15 protein-coding genes are annotated in these 15,530 nt (G+C 53.9%); 9 read left to right on the plus strand and 6 right to left on the minus strand.

Going from position 1 to position 15,530, the window contains the following annotated elements:
* The 3 genes from WBM93_RS11615 to WBM93_RS11625 all read right to left on the minus strand — a co-directional run.
* Positions 1-989: sodium:solute symporter family transporter (locus tag WBM93_RS11615; protein WP_424432016.1), on the minus strand; the 989-nt coding region annotated here is incomplete at its 3' end.
* 69 nt (positions 990-1,058) lie between these two features.
* Positions 1,059-1,817: an NYN domain-containing protein gene (locus WBM93_RS11620; RefSeq protein WP_424432018.1), complete on the minus strand. Its 759-nt coding sequence runs from the start codon at positions 1,815-1,817 to the stop codon at positions 1,059-1,061.
* A 300-nt stretch (positions 1,818-2,117) separates the two neighbouring features.
* On the minus strand, positions 2,118-2,759 hold the full coding sequence (locus tag WBM93_RS11625) for a carbonic anhydrase (protein WP_424432020.1): 642 nt from the start codon (positions 2,757-2,759) through the stop codon (positions 2,118-2,120).
* Positions 2,760-2,823: 64 nt separating this feature from the next.
* Here WBM93_RS11625 and lipA point away from each other — a divergent pair, with 64 nt between their 5' ends.
* Positions 2,824-3,777 (plus strand): lipoyl synthase, encoded by a 954-nt coding sequence (gene lipA, locus WBM93_RS11630; RefSeq protein ID WP_424432022.1) that lies wholly within the window; start codon positions 2,824-2,826, stop codon positions 3,775-3,777.
* Positions 3,764-4,249: a type II toxin-antitoxin system RatA family toxin gene (locus WBM93_RS11635; protein WP_424432023.1), complete on the plus strand. Its 486-nt coding sequence runs from the start codon at positions 3,764-3,766 to the stop codon at positions 4,247-4,249. The genes lipA and WBM93_RS11635 overlap by 14 nt, the downstream gene beginning before the upstream one ends.
* Here WBM93_RS11635 and WBM93_RS11640 read toward each other — a convergent pair.
* Genes WBM93_RS11640 through WBM93_RS11650 form a run of 3 tightly spaced genes read right to left on the minus strand, consistent with a single transcriptional unit; the run spans position 4,198 to position 6,427 of the window.
* The gene (locus WBM93_RS11640; protein ID WP_424432024.1) at positions 4,198-4,713 is read right to left on the minus strand and encodes a CinA family protein; all 516 of its coding nucleotides are present in this window, start codon (positions 4,711-4,713) and stop codon (positions 4,198-4,200) included. The two genes, WBM93_RS11635 and WBM93_RS11640, sit on opposite strands and share 52 nt — an antisense overlap.
* 20 nt (positions 4,714-4,733) lie before the next feature.
* Complete coding sequence (locus WBM93_RS11645) at positions 4,734-5,252, minus strand: hypothetical protein (RefSeq protein ID WP_424432026.1); 519 nt, start codon at positions 5,250-5,252, stop codon at positions 4,734-4,736.
* Entirely contained in the window at positions 5,252-6,427 is a 1,176-nt protein-coding gene (locus WBM93_RS11650; protein WP_424432028.1) for a bifunctional 2-C-methyl-D-erythritol 4-phosphate cytidylyltransferase/2-C-methyl-D-erythritol 2,4-cyclodiphosphate synthase, read from the minus strand. The genes WBM93_RS11645 and WBM93_RS11650 overlap by 1 nt, the downstream gene beginning before the upstream one ends.
* A gap of 92 nt (positions 6,428-6,519) precedes the next feature.
* On the opposite strand from WBM93_RS11650, the gene dusB reads away from it, so the two are divergent.
* From dusB to hflX, 7 genes are all read left to right on the plus strand, one after another.
* The gene (dusB, locus tag WBM93_RS11655) at positions 6,520-7,515 is read left to right on the plus strand and encodes a tRNA dihydrouridine synthase DusB (protein WP_424432030.1); all 996 of its coding nucleotides are present in this window, start codon (positions 6,520-6,522) and stop codon (positions 7,513-7,515) included.
* Positions 7,491-8,588, plus strand: a complete 1,098-nt coding sequence (locus WBM93_RS11660; RefSeq protein WP_424432032.1) for a two-component system sensor histidine kinase NtrB — start codon at positions 7,491-7,493, stop codon at positions 8,586-8,588. The genes dusB and WBM93_RS11660 overlap by 25 nt, the downstream gene beginning before the upstream one ends.
* A 14-nt stretch (positions 8,589-8,602) precedes the next feature.
* Positions 8,603-10,018: a sigma 54-interacting transcriptional regulator gene (locus WBM93_RS11665; protein WP_424432034.1), complete on the plus strand. Its 1,416-nt coding sequence runs from the start codon at positions 8,603-8,605 to the stop codon at positions 10,016-10,018.
* A gap of 129 nt (positions 10,019-10,147) precedes the next feature.
* The gene (locus WBM93_RS11670; protein WP_424432035.1) at positions 10,148-12,406 is read left to right on the plus strand and encodes a sensor histidine kinase; all 2,259 of its coding nucleotides are present in this window, start codon (positions 10,148-10,150) and stop codon (positions 12,404-12,406) included.
* A 16-nt stretch (positions 12,407-12,422) separates the two neighbouring features.
* Positions 12,423-13,805 carry a sigma-54-dependent transcriptional regulator gene (locus WBM93_RS11675; protein ID WP_424432038.1) on the plus strand — a complete coding sequence of 461 codons (1,383 nt, stop codon included), beginning with the start codon at positions 12,423-12,425 and terminating at the stop codon, positions 13,803-13,805.
* Between the two features lie 132 nt (positions 13,806-13,937).
* Positions 13,938-14,432: an RNA chaperone Hfq gene (hfq, locus tag WBM93_RS11680; RefSeq protein WP_424432040.1), complete on the plus strand. Its 495-nt coding sequence runs from the start codon at positions 13,938-13,940 to the stop codon at positions 14,430-14,432.
* A partial coding sequence (hflX, locus tag WBM93_RS11685) for a GTPase HflX (protein WP_424432042.1) occupies positions 14,429-15,530 on the plus strand: 1,102 nt, incomplete at its 3' end. The genes hfq and hflX, both read left to right, overlap by 4 nt.

Below are 15,530 nucleotides of genomic sequence, written 5' to 3' on the forward strand. Positions count from 1 at the left end.
CCGGTGATCAGCGGATGGAACAATGTGTTGGCCAGCATTATGAAGATCGTTTCCGGATCGTCGAGTACCAGCCCGTTTCGCTCGACATAGGCACGGCCGGCAATGCCGACACCAACCGCACCGAGCAATGCTACCCCCATCCAGCTCATTCCAATATTACGCGCCTTGGGTACTTGAGCGACCGAGCGGATCGCCATGAAGCGCACGATGATATGCGGCTGCCCGAAATAGCCCAGGCCCCAGGCGACGGCCGACAGAAAGCCCACTGCGGTCAGTCCGTAGGTCAGGCTGAGATAACCGGGTTGCGTGATCGCCAAAATTGATTCGCCAGAAGCCCCTCCCGGGCCGAACATTACCACCAGTGGCATCAGCACCAGGGCCACGACCATGATGCAGCCTTGGACAAAATCGGTCAGGCTGACGGCGAGAAACCCGCCAACCATCGTGTAGGCCAACACTACGCCCGCGGTCATCCAGATGCCGGTCATATAGTCGCTCATCCCGGTATCGCCGAACAGTCCGGCAAAGCTGGTCTCGAACAATTTGCCACCACCGACAAGACCGGCGGCCGTGTAAACCGCGAAGAACAGGACGATGATGATCGCCGAGGTCACCCGCAGGGCGAGGGCCTTGTCGGGAAAGCGGTTGGCGAGAAATTCGGGGATGGTGAGGGCGTTGCCCAGTCTTTCAGTCTGTTCGCGCAGGCGAGGGGCCACGACGATCCAGTTGGCCAGCGCGCCGAGAAAAAGCCCGATCCCGATCCACACCTCGACAAGGCCCGCAGCATAAAGCGCCCCGGGCAGGCCGAGCAATAGCCAGCCCGACATATCGGAAGCCCCGGCGGACAGCGCGGCAACCGCCGGGCTGAGCTGTCTCCCGCCAAGCAAATAGCCTTCGCTGCTGTCGGTGGATTTGCGCCAAGCGTAGAATCCGATGGCAAGCATGCCGACGAAATAAAGGGCGAGTGTGATCAGGGCTCCGGTTTGCATCAGGCGGTCATAGGGCGGACAGGGCTGACTGGCTAGCCTTTGTGCCTGAACCTCCGCCGGAGTACAGGCTTAACGCAACCGCTTCACGATCAGATGTCCGTGGTCATCACGCTTGGTCTGAAAATTGGGGACCGCTTCGAACATTTCCGACAACCGTGAAAAGCCGTAATTGCGGACGTCAAAACTCGACCGGTTTCCGGCAATTTTGCCGACTTCGCTCAGGCTGGCATAGCCTTCGGCGTCGCGTTTGGTGGCCTGATAGGCGTCGATCAGAAGGTTGAGCAGGTCGTCATCCACCTTGCCGCTGGTTTCGCCTGTGCTGGCCGCGGGCTGCGGCTTGACCGACGTCGTGGCGTCACTTTTTGTGGCGCCGCGATTGCGCTTGTCCGCCTGGATCAGCGCATCGACATCAATAAACCGGCTGCAGGCCTGCTTGAACGCTTCCGGCGTCTTGGCGCTACCGAAGCCATAGACCGGCAGTCCTTCCTGCCGGATCCGCATCGCCAGCGGCATGAAGTCGCTATCACTGCTCATGATCCCGAAGCCGGTGACATTGCCGCGGAACAGCAGGTCCATGGCGTCGATGGTCATCTTCATGTCAGTGGCATTCTTGCCCTTGGTCATGTCGAACTGCTGCTGCGGTTCGACACCATATTTGTGGAGGATCTTCTCCCAGCCTTTCAAGGCGCTTTTGGTCCAGTTGCCATAAGCACGGCGGATATTGACCGTGCCTAGCTCGGCCAGCGCAGTCAGCACCGGGTCGAGGCCGTTGTGGCTGGCATTGTCGGAATCGATCAGCAGGGCGATATTGTCATTATGTTGGTTCATCGCGCATTGATGGACTGCAAGGGGAGGGCGTTCAAGAGGAAAAAATGCTGTCCTACAGCGTGCCGGATGGATTATGCTTTGCGCGGCTCTTTGACATCGAGAACTCCAACATTGTGCGATTGACCGTCGCGCACGCTGTCGGGTTTTGCCAGAACGGGGGAGCCGGGGATTTTTATTATAACACTGTAAAGTTTGTAAAGATCATCGGCCGACGGGTTCCAAAACCAATGCCAGTTTGTTTCGATCGATCCTGAAGAGATTGACTTAACCTACTTGAATTATTTCATTGTCGAAGCTGTTTCAGTCCACAGCCGAGAATGTGTCACTTTCTTCGTCCAGCACATGCAACTTGCCCTCGGCAATGGCGAACCAGGCGCCGATCAGGCGAATCGATCCTTCGGCTTCCTTCTCTTGAATGCAGGGGAAGGTGCGCAAATTGGCAAGGCTGGTGCGGATCCCTTCATGTTCCATGGCCAATTGCGCTGCCGGTTGGCTCAAATCACCATGATCATGGACGACTTTTGCCCGCGCATCATCGAGCAGGGTGATCCAGTCGGCGATAAAACCGCCTTTTCCGTGGGGCATATCCTTCATCTGCTCGGAAAGCGCCGCCGCGCAACCGCCGCAGCTGCCATGGCCCATGACCACCACTTCGTCGACTTTCAGAAACTGGACGGCGAATTCGAGGGCCGCGGACACGCCATGCTGACCGGGGGTTGTTTCAAAGGGCGGCACGAGAGCGGCCACATTGCGGACGATGAATGTCTCGCCGGGGTTGGTATCGAAGATCTGGGTCGGATCGACACGGCTGTCGCTGCAGGCGATGATCATCACCTTCGGGCTCTGGCCTTCCTTGAGTTCGTCCCAGCGGTCCCGCTGGGTCGGCCAAAGTTCGGAACGGAAGCGGCGATAGCCATTGAGCAGGTCTGAAAATTTTGTCATGGCCCAGTCCATATCACCGACTTAAGGGGTGGCAAGAGTGGTTTTCTTTCCCTATTTGATAGAAATGAACGAAATCACCAAGATCACACCACCGGAACCGCGCCCTGAACGTTTGCGCAAGCCGGACTGGATTCGCGTAAAAGCGCCTATGGGTGCCGAATATGAAAAAACCCGTGCGTTGATGCGGGAGCACAAGCTGAACACGGTGTGCGAGGAAGCGGCCTGCCCGAATATCGGCGAATGCTGGACCAAGAAACATGCCACGGTGATGATCCTCGGCGATGTCTGCACCCGCGCCTGTGCCTTTTGCAACGTCAAGACCGGCATGCCGATGGCCGTGGATGCGCTGGAACCGCAGCATACCGCCGATGCGGCCGCCAAGCTGGGGCTGGAACATATCGTGGTGACCTCGGTCGACCGTGATGACTTGGCCGACGGCGGGGCGAGTCAGTTCGTGAAGGTGATTGAAGCGCTACGACGGACAACGCCAAATACCACGATTGAAATATTGACGCCGGACTTCCGCAACAAGACCGAAGCTGCGGTCGAGGCGATCGTCGCGGCCCGGCCCGATGTCTATAATCACAATCTCGAAACCGTACCCCGGCTCTACCCGACGATCCGGCCCGGCGCGCGTTACTATGCTTCACTGCGTTTGCTGGAGCAGGTCAAGCGGCTCGATCCGTCGATCTTCACCAAGTCGGGAATCATGCTCGGACTGAGCGAACAGCGACTCGAAGTGCATCAGGTGATGGACGACATGCGCAGCGCCGGTGTAGATTTTTTGACGATGGGGCAATATCTCCAGCCGACAACCAAACATGTGAAGGTCAGTGAATTCGTAACGCCGCATGCCTTTGATGCTTATGCCTCGGTTGCGCGCGCCAAAGGGTTCCTGCTGGTTGCTTCCAGCCCGCTGACCCGGTCCAGCTATCATGCCGGAGATGATTTTTCCAAGATGCGCCAGGCCCGCGAGGAAAAACTGGCGCGTTCAGGTGGATCAGATGCCCGTCCATAGAGAAACGCGCGACCTGCCTTACAGCGCGGCGCAAATGTACGCGCTGGTGGCCGACGTCGGGCGCTATCAGGAATTTCTGCCTTGGGTCGTAGGGACGCGGGTCAGGTCCGACAGCGAAACGGAAATGCTCGCCGATGTTCTGGTCGGGTTCAAAGGCCTGCGGGAGCAGTTTTCATCGCGGGTCATCAAATCTTACAATCAGTCAATCGACGTTGACTATCTCGACGGTCCGCTGAAGCAGCTCCACAATGAATGGCGATTCAGATCCCGCGAAGAAGGCGGGTGCCATGTTGACTTCTATGTCGAGTTTACGTTCAAAAACCGCGTTTTCCAGAAACTGGCGGGTCAGATGTTCGCCAAGGCATTGCACAAAATGACCAGTGCCTTTGTCGATCGCGCCGGCGAAGTGTACGGGAGCAGCTACTCGTTGTCTTCCGGCAAGAGCAGCTCAAGCGCTACAAGCACGGCCTGAAGCCGGATATCGGCGCGGCTTTTGTCGTCACCAAAATTTTTCCGGTCAGCGATCACATCGTCGGTATTCTTGCCTTTCTCCGCTTTCGCGAACACCACGGTGCCAACCGGCTTTTTCTCCGTGCCACCGCCCGGTCCGGCCACGCCAGTAATCGCGACTGCTACATCGCAATCCGAATTATTGAGGGCACCTTGAGCCATCTCCCAGGCAACGGCAATTGATACCGCACCGAAGGTTTCCAGCAAATCACCGCTCACACCAAGCATCTTCTGCTTGGCTTCGTTCGAATAGGTGTTGAAACCGCAATCAAACACATCACTGCTTCCGGGAACTTCAGTGAGGGCCGCTGCGACCAACCCTCCGGTACAGCTTTCTGCGACCGTTATCCGTCGTCCGGCGGCGCGATTCTTCTCAATGACTTTTGTCGCCAGTGCAACAAGTTCGCGGGGAAGGAGATTTTTCATAGACCGGCGCCGTTAGACCATCATGCCGGTGTTTTGCAAATGGGAATATCCTGCTTCTTGTCATCCTTTGTCGCGGCCTGGACTATGGAGATAGCAAGACTGGCCAGGTTTGATGACGGCATCGGCTCCAGATCATGGTATATTTTGGCGATCAGGCTGCAATCTTTGGGCTTGATTTCTTCGCTAATCAATTGGGTGAACATCGCATCGGCAATTGGTCGCAAAATCGTATCGTCGATTCCGGCTGGGAGTTTTTCACCGGCGAGCACGGTAACCGCGCTTTTTGCCTGTGGCCAAGCACCTTCAGATGCCGCACGATATTTCGCAAGTTGTTCGGAATTTTGTTTCAATAACGATGCCGTCGCGGGCAGGCTTGTCGCGCATTTGCCGCGACTGGCCTGAACGGCGGTTGGCAAAAGATAAGTCACCAGCGCTTCGGCTTGTGCGACGCTTAAACAGTTTTGGACCGGTACCGTTTGTGCGGATACGGATTGGGCGAGGCCAGCAAGCGCTAAACCAACAATGAGATTATTGTTCATCAATTTTCCTCCAGTGAAATTGTCGCAATCGCCTGGGCGGCAATGCCCTCTTCGCGACCGGCGAAGCCCAGTCCTTCAGTTGTCGTTGCTTTGATGCTGACCCGATCAATCCCTATAGACAATATTTCTGCAATATTGCGCCGGATGGTTTCGCGGTGTGGCTTGATTTTGGGGACTTCGCAGATGATGGTCATATCCACATTATGGATGATGCCACCTTTCTCTGCGATGAGCGAAGCGGCATATTCGACAAACCTGGCAGAAGCCACGCCGCGCCATTGCGGGTCCGAGGGTGGAAAATGATCCCCGATATCTCCTGCTGCTATCGTTCCGAGCAACGCATCGGTAAGCGCGTGGAGCAGGACATCAGCATCGCTGTGCCCGGCAAGACCCTTGTCATGTTGGATTTCCACACCGCCCAGCCACAGGTCCTCGCTAGCGGCCAAGCGGTGGACATCATAACCCATACCGGTCCGTGTCTGGCGCATATGCTGTTTCCTGTCTCCGGCGAAATCGGATGGTAAAGTATATTTCTTGAGTGACTCGTCGCCATCGACCACTGCAACAATATTGCCGGCCGCTTGGAAAATTTGCGCATCATCACTAGCATTTTTATCGGCAAAAAACCGTTCATGCGCTTCCACGAGCTTTGTGAAGTTAAAGGCTTGCGGGGTTTGAACTCGCCAAAAACTGTTCCTGTCCACAGTCCGGTCCAGTTGTTCTTCCGTCAGTTGCACCATTGTATCGACACTGGCTAAAACCGGAATTGCAGCCGGTGCAGTCTTTAGTCGATCGAGCAGAAGGTCAATCACCCGGTGCGGAACAAAAGGGCGCGCAGCATCATGCACGAGAATATTTTTGGCGCCGCCACAATCACGGATCGCCTTCAGGCCGTTGAAAACCGACTGCTGACGCGTTGCGCCGCCGATGACGAGCTTGTGGGCGGAAATCGAGCCGAGAGACTTGGATAGTAGTTTCTCTTGACCTTTGCCGATCACGATCCAGATATGATCAATGGCGGGATGGGACAAAAAACTTTCCACGCTATGGCGAACCATTGGTTTGCCGCTGATCATTTCAAATTGCTTGGGAAGGTGTAATCCAGCCCGCGCACCGACACCGGCGGCCACAATCAACGCATGGGTCTTCTCGGACGGGTCGCTAGCTTCAATCATGGGTCGCGATCTACGCGTTGAATACGTTCGAAGCAATTCTTGCCTCAAAATAGATTTGGCGATAAGGGGTGCTTAAAATTTAGGCAGTGCTAATGAAACTTCTCCCGATCTCGATAGGCAATATCAAAATTGAAAGTCCGGTAATTTTGGCGCCGATGACCGGTGTGACCGACTTGCCCTTTCGCAAACTGGTCCGCCGCTTTGGTTCCGGGCTCAATGTCACCGAAATGATCGCAAGTCAGGCGATGATTCGGGAAACCCGCCAAAGCTTGCAAAAATGCGCATGGGATCCGACTGAAGAGCCGGTGTCGATGCAGCTTGCCGGCTGTGATCCTGTTGTAATGGCCGATGCCGCCAAGCTCAATGAGGATCGCGGCGCCCAGATTATCGACATCAACATGGGATGTCCGGTAAAAAAGGTTGTTAATGGTGATGCCGGTTCGGCCCTGATGCGCGATCTTCCGCTGGCCGCCTCTCTGATCAAGGCAACGGTCGAAGCGGTCAATGTACCGGTTACGGTGAAAATGCGGATGGGCTGGGATCACCAAAGCCTGAACGCGCCGGAACTGGCCCATATCGCTGAAGACCTTGGTGCGAAGATGATTGTGGTACACGGCAGGACGCGTTGCCAGATGTATCGGGACAGCGCCGACTGGTCGTTTGTGAACAAGGTCAAGCAGGCCGTTTCAGTGCCGGTCATCGTCAATGGTGACATTTGCAGCATTGAGGACGGCAAGACCGCTCTTGAGCAGAGCGGTGCAGACGGGGTGATGATTGGTCGCGGAGCATATGGCAAACCATGGCTATTGGGTCAGTTCATGCACTGGTTCAAGACCGGAGAGACTATCGCGGATCCGGATATTCCAACACAATATGCGATTTTGGACGAGCATTATCGCGATATGCTGAAACTGTACGGCGAAGATGTCGGCGTAAAAGTCGCCCGCAAACATATCGGCTGGTACACCAAGGGACTTCCCGGTTCGGCAGAATTTCGAAATCAGGCCAACAAAGAAGCCGATCCCCATGTTGTTCTAAAAATGCTGGAGGAATTTTATACTCCTTGGCTGAGCAAAGCGGCGGCTTGATGGACGGGGCGCCGTCGGAAGAACAAATTCTGGCAGGGCTCAATCATGCCTTGATGGTTGTGGATTGCTGTCATCGGGTCACCCGGGTCAACCCCGCTGGAGAATCTCTCCTGGGCACCAGTGCGAAGCACTTGATCGGCCGCAAGATCAGTGATGTTCTGAAGTTTTCGGACCCAAGACTGGATAGGGCTTTGACCGAGCTGGAAATCAGTCTGACCGCTCACAATATCATGGTTTCGAGCGATGATCGCAAACTGGGAATTGTAGATTTTGATATTCATCCCCTGGCATCCAATTCCGACTGGCGGTTGATTTCTTTGTCGCCGATGCCGCAAGACGGACCAATTCTAGAGAATGAAAACAACGATCCGTCAATTCTCGCAATCCGTGCTCCGGATATCCTGAGTCACGAAATCAAAAATCCGCTCGCAGCGATACGAGGAGCCGCACAACTCCTCGAACGACAGCTCGATGAATCACAAAAAACGCTGACCCAGATGATTACGAGTGAAGTGGAGAGGGTGGTCAGCTTGCTCGACCGGATGCAGACCTTGTCGTCCACCCAGCCAGCCCGGACCCAGGCCGTCAATATCCACACGTTAATCGATCGCGCACGACGATCCATCGAGGCTGCCACCGGCCAAGTCCTCAAAATAGAGGATAAATTTGACCCGTCTTTGCCACATGCGTTAATTGATCCGGACGCAATGATGCAGGTTTTGACAAATCTGTTTTCAAATGCCGTGGACGCCACCAAACATCTTGCCAACCCCGAAATTCGCATCGTGACACGATACAGCTTTGGCGCTTCATTGTCTGCACAGGGCGAGAACGAAGCGGTTCGCCTGCCAATCCAGATCATGGTGTGTGACAATGGTCCCGGCGTTCCGACCGATCTGGAACATGAAATATTCTCGCCGTTTGTCTCAACCAAGAAGGATGGGCAGGGGTTGGGTCTCGCGCTGGTAAAGAAGCTTATGCGCGATATGAACGGGCGCATCCGCTACGATCGGCAAAACCAGGACGAGACGAGCAGATTCACTCTTTTCCTTCCGGTCGCACCGAAAAACTGATCCCAGGACAATTTATGGCCAACAAAAAAATCATATTAGTCGAAGACGATCCGTCGGTCAGCCACGTCATCATCACTGCCTTGCGCGCAGATGGCTATGATGTTGAAAGCTGCAAGTCGATCGCCGAGCGCGACGCGCTCATGGCAAGCACCAGCTATGATTTGTTGTTAACAGATGTCGGGCTGGGAGAGGGCGATGGGATTTCGTCGTTGGATAACGTGAAAACCACACATCCGAATATCCCGATCATCATCATTTCTGCTCAGAATACCCTCAACACAGCTGTGCGGGCTTCGGAGACCGGAGCGTTCGAATATTTACCCAAGCCATTTGACCTTGATGAGTTGGTCGAGGTGGTCGGGCAAGCGCTAAAGCCGAAAAATGCGCAACCGGTTGAACAGTCCATGGACGAAGAAAGCCTTCCGCTGGTTGGTCGAAGCGCGGCGATGCAGGAAGTATATCGCATGATCGCCCGGCTTTTGAAAAATGATTTGTCGGTTCTTGTTCTGGGCGAATCAGGAACCGGCAAGGAATTGGTTGCGGAAGCCATTCATGCCATGGGACACCGGAAATCAGGGCCCTTTATTGCGGTAAATATGGCGGCGATTCCTTCGGAGTTGATCGAGGCCGAGCTCTTCGGGCATGAGAAAGGAGCGTTTACGGGTGCAGTGGCAAATGCCTCGGGCAAGTTCGAACAGGCGCAGGGAGGGACCCTGTTCCTGGACGAGATTGGTGATATGCCGATGCATGCACAAACACGACTCTTGCGGGCACTACAATCAGGTGAAATCAACCGGGTGGGCGGCAAAGGACTGGTCAAACTGGACGTCCGTATAATTGCCGCCACCAACCATAATTTTCTTGAGTTGATCGAACAGGGCAAATTTCGCGAAGACCTGTACTACCGGATCAACGTCGTGCCTATCGAGTTGCCTCCGTTGAGAGACCGGTCCAGCGACATCCCGGCCCTGGCCATGCATTTTCTCAAGCTCGCGGTGACCGAAGGGTTGCCTCACAAGCAGATTACCCGGGAGGGAATGAATCTTCTCTGCCACCATTATTGGCGTGGAAATGTCCGCGAACTCAAGAATGTCATCTATCGACTTGTCGTGAGCGGCCGGGAGGATACGCTTTCCGAGGAATCAATTCGTCAGATCCTGGTGACGGGGCGCAACGAGGATCGGGCTGAATCAGAGAATCTGGAATTTGAAGGCCATGTAAAATCGATTGTTTTGGCGTTGATGGCCAATCCGGAACGGGAAAATCTCTATGCCAGGGCTCTGGAAAAATTCGAAAAGCCCTTGCTGGTCGAAATGATGAATCACGCGCACGGCAATCAGATAAAAGCGGCAAAAATTCTCGGCATAAATCGCAATACATTGCGTAAAAAACTCAACGAATATCAAATTGATCCTGCCCAATCCAGATAGCAAATTACGATGAACTGACGGTTTGGTTCGCCGAACCGTGATATTTTTGCAATATTAGTGCTTTTCCTGCAACGAATCTGTTGTATTGAAAGCACAATGACGGTTTCCAACCATTCCCAGGAGAAGCGCGTGGCATATTGGCTGCGGCGCCTCTCGTTCATGGCGGAACGCGAAGCCGTTATGAGGCGTGTTGAATGGATTGTTTTGCTCTTGTTCGGCGTAATAATGGTCGGCACCTATTTATTGCTGAGCCGCCAATCAGATCAAACCGATTTCATATCCCCTCCATTGACGGCCGCGCTGCTGGTCGCAAATTTGATTCCCGCCATGACATTGCTTGTCCTTTTTGGACGACGCATTGCCAAGGGGCGCGCCGCCAAATCCTCGATCGGCAGCAAGGGCCGGCTGCATGTCCGGTTGGTAGCGTTATTCTCTCTGGTCGCCAGCATCCCGATGCTGCTTGTGGTCATTTTTGCCTCGCTGCTTTTTCAATATGGTGTCGAATTCTGGTTTTCCGATCGGGCAAGAGGCATGTTGGAAAATGCCAATGATCTGGCGCGCGGATATTACGAGCAGAACCAGCGTGAAGTCGGTGAAGAGACGATCACCATGGCGAACGATTTGCGCAATTATTTGCAACAAGCAAATTTGGAAAGCCCGGAATTTGCCGAAGGCTATGTCTTTCAGGTGCTATCTCGAAAACTTAATGAATCTGCCATTATCGAATATGGGCCTGATGGAGTTGCTCGGACGGCGGCGGCCGTTGATCCCGACGATGGTGACCAGAATCCGAAGATTACCGAGACGGTTCTGAAACAACTGGAACAAGGGCAAAGCTATGTCGTGACTGCAAGGCCGAACAAAATTGAAGCGGTGACCGCGCTTGATCTGGAATCGCGTATATTCCTCTATGCAGCCCGGGATTCGGACATGTTGGCGTTAAGCCAGTGGGAACGAGCACAATCGGTCTTGGCAGATTACGAAGAACTTTTTTCTCGATCCCGAAGCCTGCAATTACAATTCAACATAGCTTTGTTTGTCATCTCGTTGCTCATTGTCGGTCTGGTATTGTGGATTGCATTGATGGTTGCAGACCGGATGGTCAAGCCGGTCAGCGATCTGGTCCATGCGGCCAAGCGCGTAACCGAAGGCGATCTTGCAACGCGGGTACCCGGGGCGTTTGAAAATGACGAGATTGGTACGTTGGGACGGGCATTTAACCGCATGACCGAACGGCTGGAAACGCAAACAACGGCTCTGATCATGGCTAACGAGCAATTGGGAAGCAGGCGGGCGTTCATCGAAGCGGTGCTCGAATCGGTCACCGCCGGAATTATCAGTCTCGACGAGAAAGGCGAGATCAAGCTGGTCAATTCTCAGGCGCTGTCACTGCTCTCGAAGCCGGTTGATGCGCTACTCGACGTCGATATCGGGACAGCGGCGCCCCAGTTTGCAGAACTTATTCGGGAGGGTGTGGAAAATAGCATCATCGAGTTTGCTTCCGATTCTGACATACGGACATTGGCTGTGAAAATAGTTGGCGGTCCAACCGGACATGTGATCACCTTTGAAGATATTACCCAGCAGCTGCTTGATCAGCGACGGGCCGCATGGTCAGATGTCGCGCGGCGCATTGCCCATGAAATCAAAAACCCTTTGACCCCCATTCAACTGGCTGCGGAGCGACTTCAACGGAGATTTGGCACGCATATAACCGAAGATGCCGCAATATTTGACAACCTCACCAACACTATCGTCCGGCAGGTTGGAGATCTGAGAAATATTGTCGATGAATTCTCTTCCTTTGCGCGCATGCCAAAACCGGTTTTCCGTGAGGAAAATCTTGATGATATCCTGAAGCAGGCCTTGTTCATGCAAGACGTAGCCTATCCGTCCATGGCGTTTAACTTTGTTTCCAGTGATCACCCGATAACGCTTGTTTGTGACCGGCGGCAATTGGGACAGGCGCTCACCAATGTCATTAAAAATGCCGCAGAAGCCATTCAGCAAAAAGCCGAAACCAGTACAAATTTTCAAGTTTCAAACGGTGAAATAGAGCTGGCGGTTCGGGAAGAAAACCAGATGGTCATCGTCGAGTTGACCGACAATGGCATCGGCCTGCCTATCGAACGCGATCGGATAGTAGAACCCTATATGACGACACGCGCCAGTGGCACCGGGTTGGGCTTGGCGATCGTCAAAAAAATAGTCGAGGAGCATTTCGGCGAAATGAAATTCGATGATGCGGCAAATGGCGGCACGAAAGTGACAATCAGGTTCAGTCCTTCGAAATTGGCGAGACTGTCCCATAGCACCGCCGAGAATTTCGCCGAAATTCCGACGGGCCCCGCCGAAAGCGGTGATCAAATGGCAAAAATCGAGAAATAGGGATTAGAGGTTCAGCATGGCGTTAGATATTTTGGTTGTCGACGACGAACCCGATATTCGTGACTTGATATCAGGAGTTCTGGAAGACGAGGGATATAGCACCCGGGTAGCCGCTGACAGCGACGCGGCCCTGGCAGCGGTCAGCGAGCGTCGGCCATCACTGGTCCTGCTCGATGTATGGTTGAGGGGCTCGCGTCTGGATGGTTTGGAATTGCTGAGCGAGTTGAAGCAACTTGATGCGAAATTACCGATCATTGTAATCTCTGGCCATGGCAATATCGACACCGCGGTTGCTGCTATTTCCCAAGGTGCCGTCGATTTTATCGAAAAACCTTTTGAAGCCGAACATCTCTTGCATCTGGTATCCAGAGCGACTGAAACAGAGCGGCTTCGGCGCGAGAATGAAATTCTCAAGGCACGCGTGGGATTCGCGGATGAGCTGACTGGAAACTCCGCTGCGGTCAATAATGTAAGAGCGACCTTGAAACGCGTGGCCGGCACCGGCAGCCGGTTGCTCATCTCTGGTCCGGCCGGGGTGGGCAAGGAAGTCGCTGCGCGATTGATGCATAATTGGAGTTCGCGCTCAAATGCCGCCTTTGTCACCATCAGCGCAGCCAGACTTTCACCGGAAAGCGTTGAAGAGGAGCTTTTCGGTACCGAACGCAACGGTAAAATTGAAAAAACCGGATTGATGGAGGAAGCCCACGGAGGCACCTTGTTCATCGATGAAGTGGCCGATATGCCGCTAGACACCCAGGGCAAGATATTGCGAGTTTTGACGGAGCAAAGTTTCAATCGGCTTGGCGGTTCCAAAAAGGTGAGTGTGGATGTCCGGGTCGTGTCAGCGACTTCCCGCGACCTTGAAATCGAAATTCGTGAAAAAAGATTCCGTGAGGATCTGTTCTATCGCCTCAATGTTGTGCCGGTAATATTGCCGCCACTAAACCAGAGGCGTGAAGATATTCCGGTTCTTGTCGAGCACTATGCCGCACGCTTCGCTGCCGACCAGCGCCTGCATCCCCCCGAAATTTCGGATGAGGCGATGGCCGCACTCCAGGCCTGCGACTGGCCGGGTAATGTCAGGCAATTGCGCAACGTTATAGAGCGGACGATTATTCTGGCACCCAAGGACAAGTTTACAAAAATCGAAGTGGAAATGCTGCCGCCGGAGGTTTTAGGCAATGACGACGATCTCGACCAGGGAGTCGCTTCGCTGATGGGATCGCCTTTGCGGGAAGCAAGGGAGAGTTTTGAACGGGAATATCTGAAGGTTCAGATCAGACGTTTTTCCGGCAACATTTCCAAAACCGCGAATTTCATCGGCATGGAACGGTCTGCCTTGCACCGGAAATTGAAGATATTGGGACTTGCTTCACGAAAGAAGCCCGACGTCGAGTGAGCCGAACGGTAAAGCGGTTGTCGTGCACGCACGAATCCCATATATGAAAACCGGCGATCCCCCGACAACATAAGATATCGTCACAAAAGTTTAAAATGCCATCGTAAAGATAGCCAATAATTGGAGTCAAAAATGACCGATAAATCAAACAACTTACAAGATCTTTTTCTTAACTCCCTGCGTAAATCGAAAACTCCGGTGACTATGTTTCTGGTCAAAGGTGTCAAACTTCAGGGTATCGTGACCTGGTTTGACAATTTTTCAGTGCTCCTCCGCCGCGACGGTCAATCGCAACTGGTGTATAAGCATGCCATATCAACAATCATGCCCTCCGAGGCGTTGGATACCAAGCCATTTGCCGAACTGATGGAGAACGCCAAATCCAGGGCAGGGGTGCTGCAAGAAGTGTTCCTCACGGCGGTCCGGGACAGCAACGATCCTGTAACAATGTTTCTGGTCAACGGCGTTATGTTGCAAGGTGAAGTATCGGCTTATGACCTGTTTTGTATCCTGCTCGAGCGGGAGGGCTTGTCGCAACTGGTCTACAAGCATGCCATTTCCACGGTTCAACCTGGTGGGCCGCTCAATCTGGCCGATTATAACCAAGCTGATGATGGTGCGCATTGATACCATTTGAGAAGGAAAGCCTCGATAGCAAGAGCGGTCGCGCCCTTATCGTCCATCCTGATATGGTATCTCTGAGCCAGTCGGCGCTCGAGCATCGGCTTGATGAAGCCGTTGGCCTTGCATTGGCGATTGGATTGGTCGCAACCGCGTCCCACTATTTTTCGGTTCGCAAACCCAAGCCCGCTACCCTGTTCGGATCGGGCCAAGTGGAGCAAATCGGGAAGATCATGAGGGAACATGCAGCCACAATCTTGATTGTGGATGGCAGTTTGAGTGCAATTCAGCAGCGCAATCTGGAGGAAAGACTCGACGTCAAAGTTATCGATCGGACCGGTCTTATCCTCGAAATATTCGGAGCCCGGGCCGCCACGGCAGAAGGTCGTTTGCAGGTTGAGCTCGCGCATCTCGATTATCAGGCCGGTCGCCTTGTGCGCAGCTGGACCCACCTTGAACGGCAGCGCGGCGGTTTCGGCTTTTTGGGCGGACCGGGCGAAACCCAGATCGAGTCCGATCGCCGGATGATCCGCGACCGCATGGCCAAATTGCGAAAAGATCTTGCTCATTTGCGCAAAACGAGAGCTTTACATCGTGAACGGCGCAAGCGCGCTCCCTGGCCTGTTATCGCGCTAGTGGGTTACACAAATGCCGGAAAATCGACATTGTTCAACCGGTTGACCGGTGCCGATGTTTTTGCCGAGGATTTGCTGTTTGCAACTCTCGATCCGACCATGCGGGAATTCGCGCTGCCGGGATATGACAAAGCCATCTTATCGGATACGGTTGGCTTCGTATCCGATCTGCCGACGCAATTGGTCGCGGCTTTTCGGGCCACACTCGAAGAAGTAAGCTCAGCCGACATCGTGGTACACGTTCGCGATATTTCCCATGAAGCCAGCGATGCACAAGCCGGCGATGTAAGGCAAATATTGGCCGACCTTGGGGTGTCAGAGGAAGCAGGAGAGGGGCCTCCGGTGATCGAGGCTTGGAACAAAATCGATAGGATCGCTCCTGACGATCCGCATTTCACGCGAATGTCATCGCCATTGCCGGAACACGTATGCGCGATCTCTGCCGAGACCGGAGCCGGTGTCGAAACAT

Origin of the sequence: Parasphingorhabdus sp. (assembly GCF_049667325.1) — a bacterium.
Classification (GTDB): domain Bacteria; phylum Pseudomonadota; class Alphaproteobacteria; order Sphingomonadales; family Sphingomonadaceae; genus Parasphingorhabdus.

Coding starts and splice junctions, on each gene's coding strand:
- WBM93_RS11620 (WP_424432018.1), bottom strand. CDS start 1,817: ATGAACCAACATAATGACAATATCGCCCTGCTGATCGATTCCGACAAT.
- WBM93_RS11625 (WP_424432020.1), bottom strand. CDS start 2,759: ATGACAAAATTTTCAGACCTGCTCAATGGCTATCGCCGCTTCCGTTCC.
- lipA (WP_424432022.1), top strand. CDS start 2,824: ATGAACGAAATCACCAAGATCACACCACCGGAACCGCGCCCTGAACGT.
- WBM93_RS11635 (WP_424432023.1), top strand. CDS start 3,764: ATGCCCGTCCATAGAGAAACGCGCGACCTGCCTTACAGCGCGGCGCAA.
- WBM93_RS11640 (WP_424432024.1), bottom strand. CDS start 4,713: ATGAAAAATCTCCTTCCCCGCGAACTTGTTGCACTGGCGACAAAAGTC.
- WBM93_RS11645 (WP_424432026.1), bottom strand. CDS start 5,252: ATGAACAATAATCTCATTGTTGGTTTAGCGCTTGCTGGCCTCGCCCAA.
- WBM93_RS11650 (WP_424432028.1), bottom strand. CDS start 6,427: ATGATTGAAGCTAGCGACCCGTCCGAGAAGACCCATGCGTTGATTGTG.
- dusB (WP_424432030.1), top strand. CDS start 6,520: ATGAAACTTCTCCCGATCTCGATAGGCAATATCAAAATTGAAAGTCCG.
- WBM93_RS11665 (WP_424432034.1), top strand. CDS start 8,603: ATGGCCAACAAAAAAATCATATTAGTCGAAGACGATCCGTCGGTCAGC.
- WBM93_RS11675 (WP_424432038.1), top strand. CDS start 12,423: ATGGCGTTAGATATTTTGGTTGTCGACGACGAACCCGATATTCGTGAC.
- hfq (WP_424432040.1), top strand. CDS start 13,938: ATGACCGATAAATCAAACAACTTACAAGATCTTTTTCTTAACTCCCTG.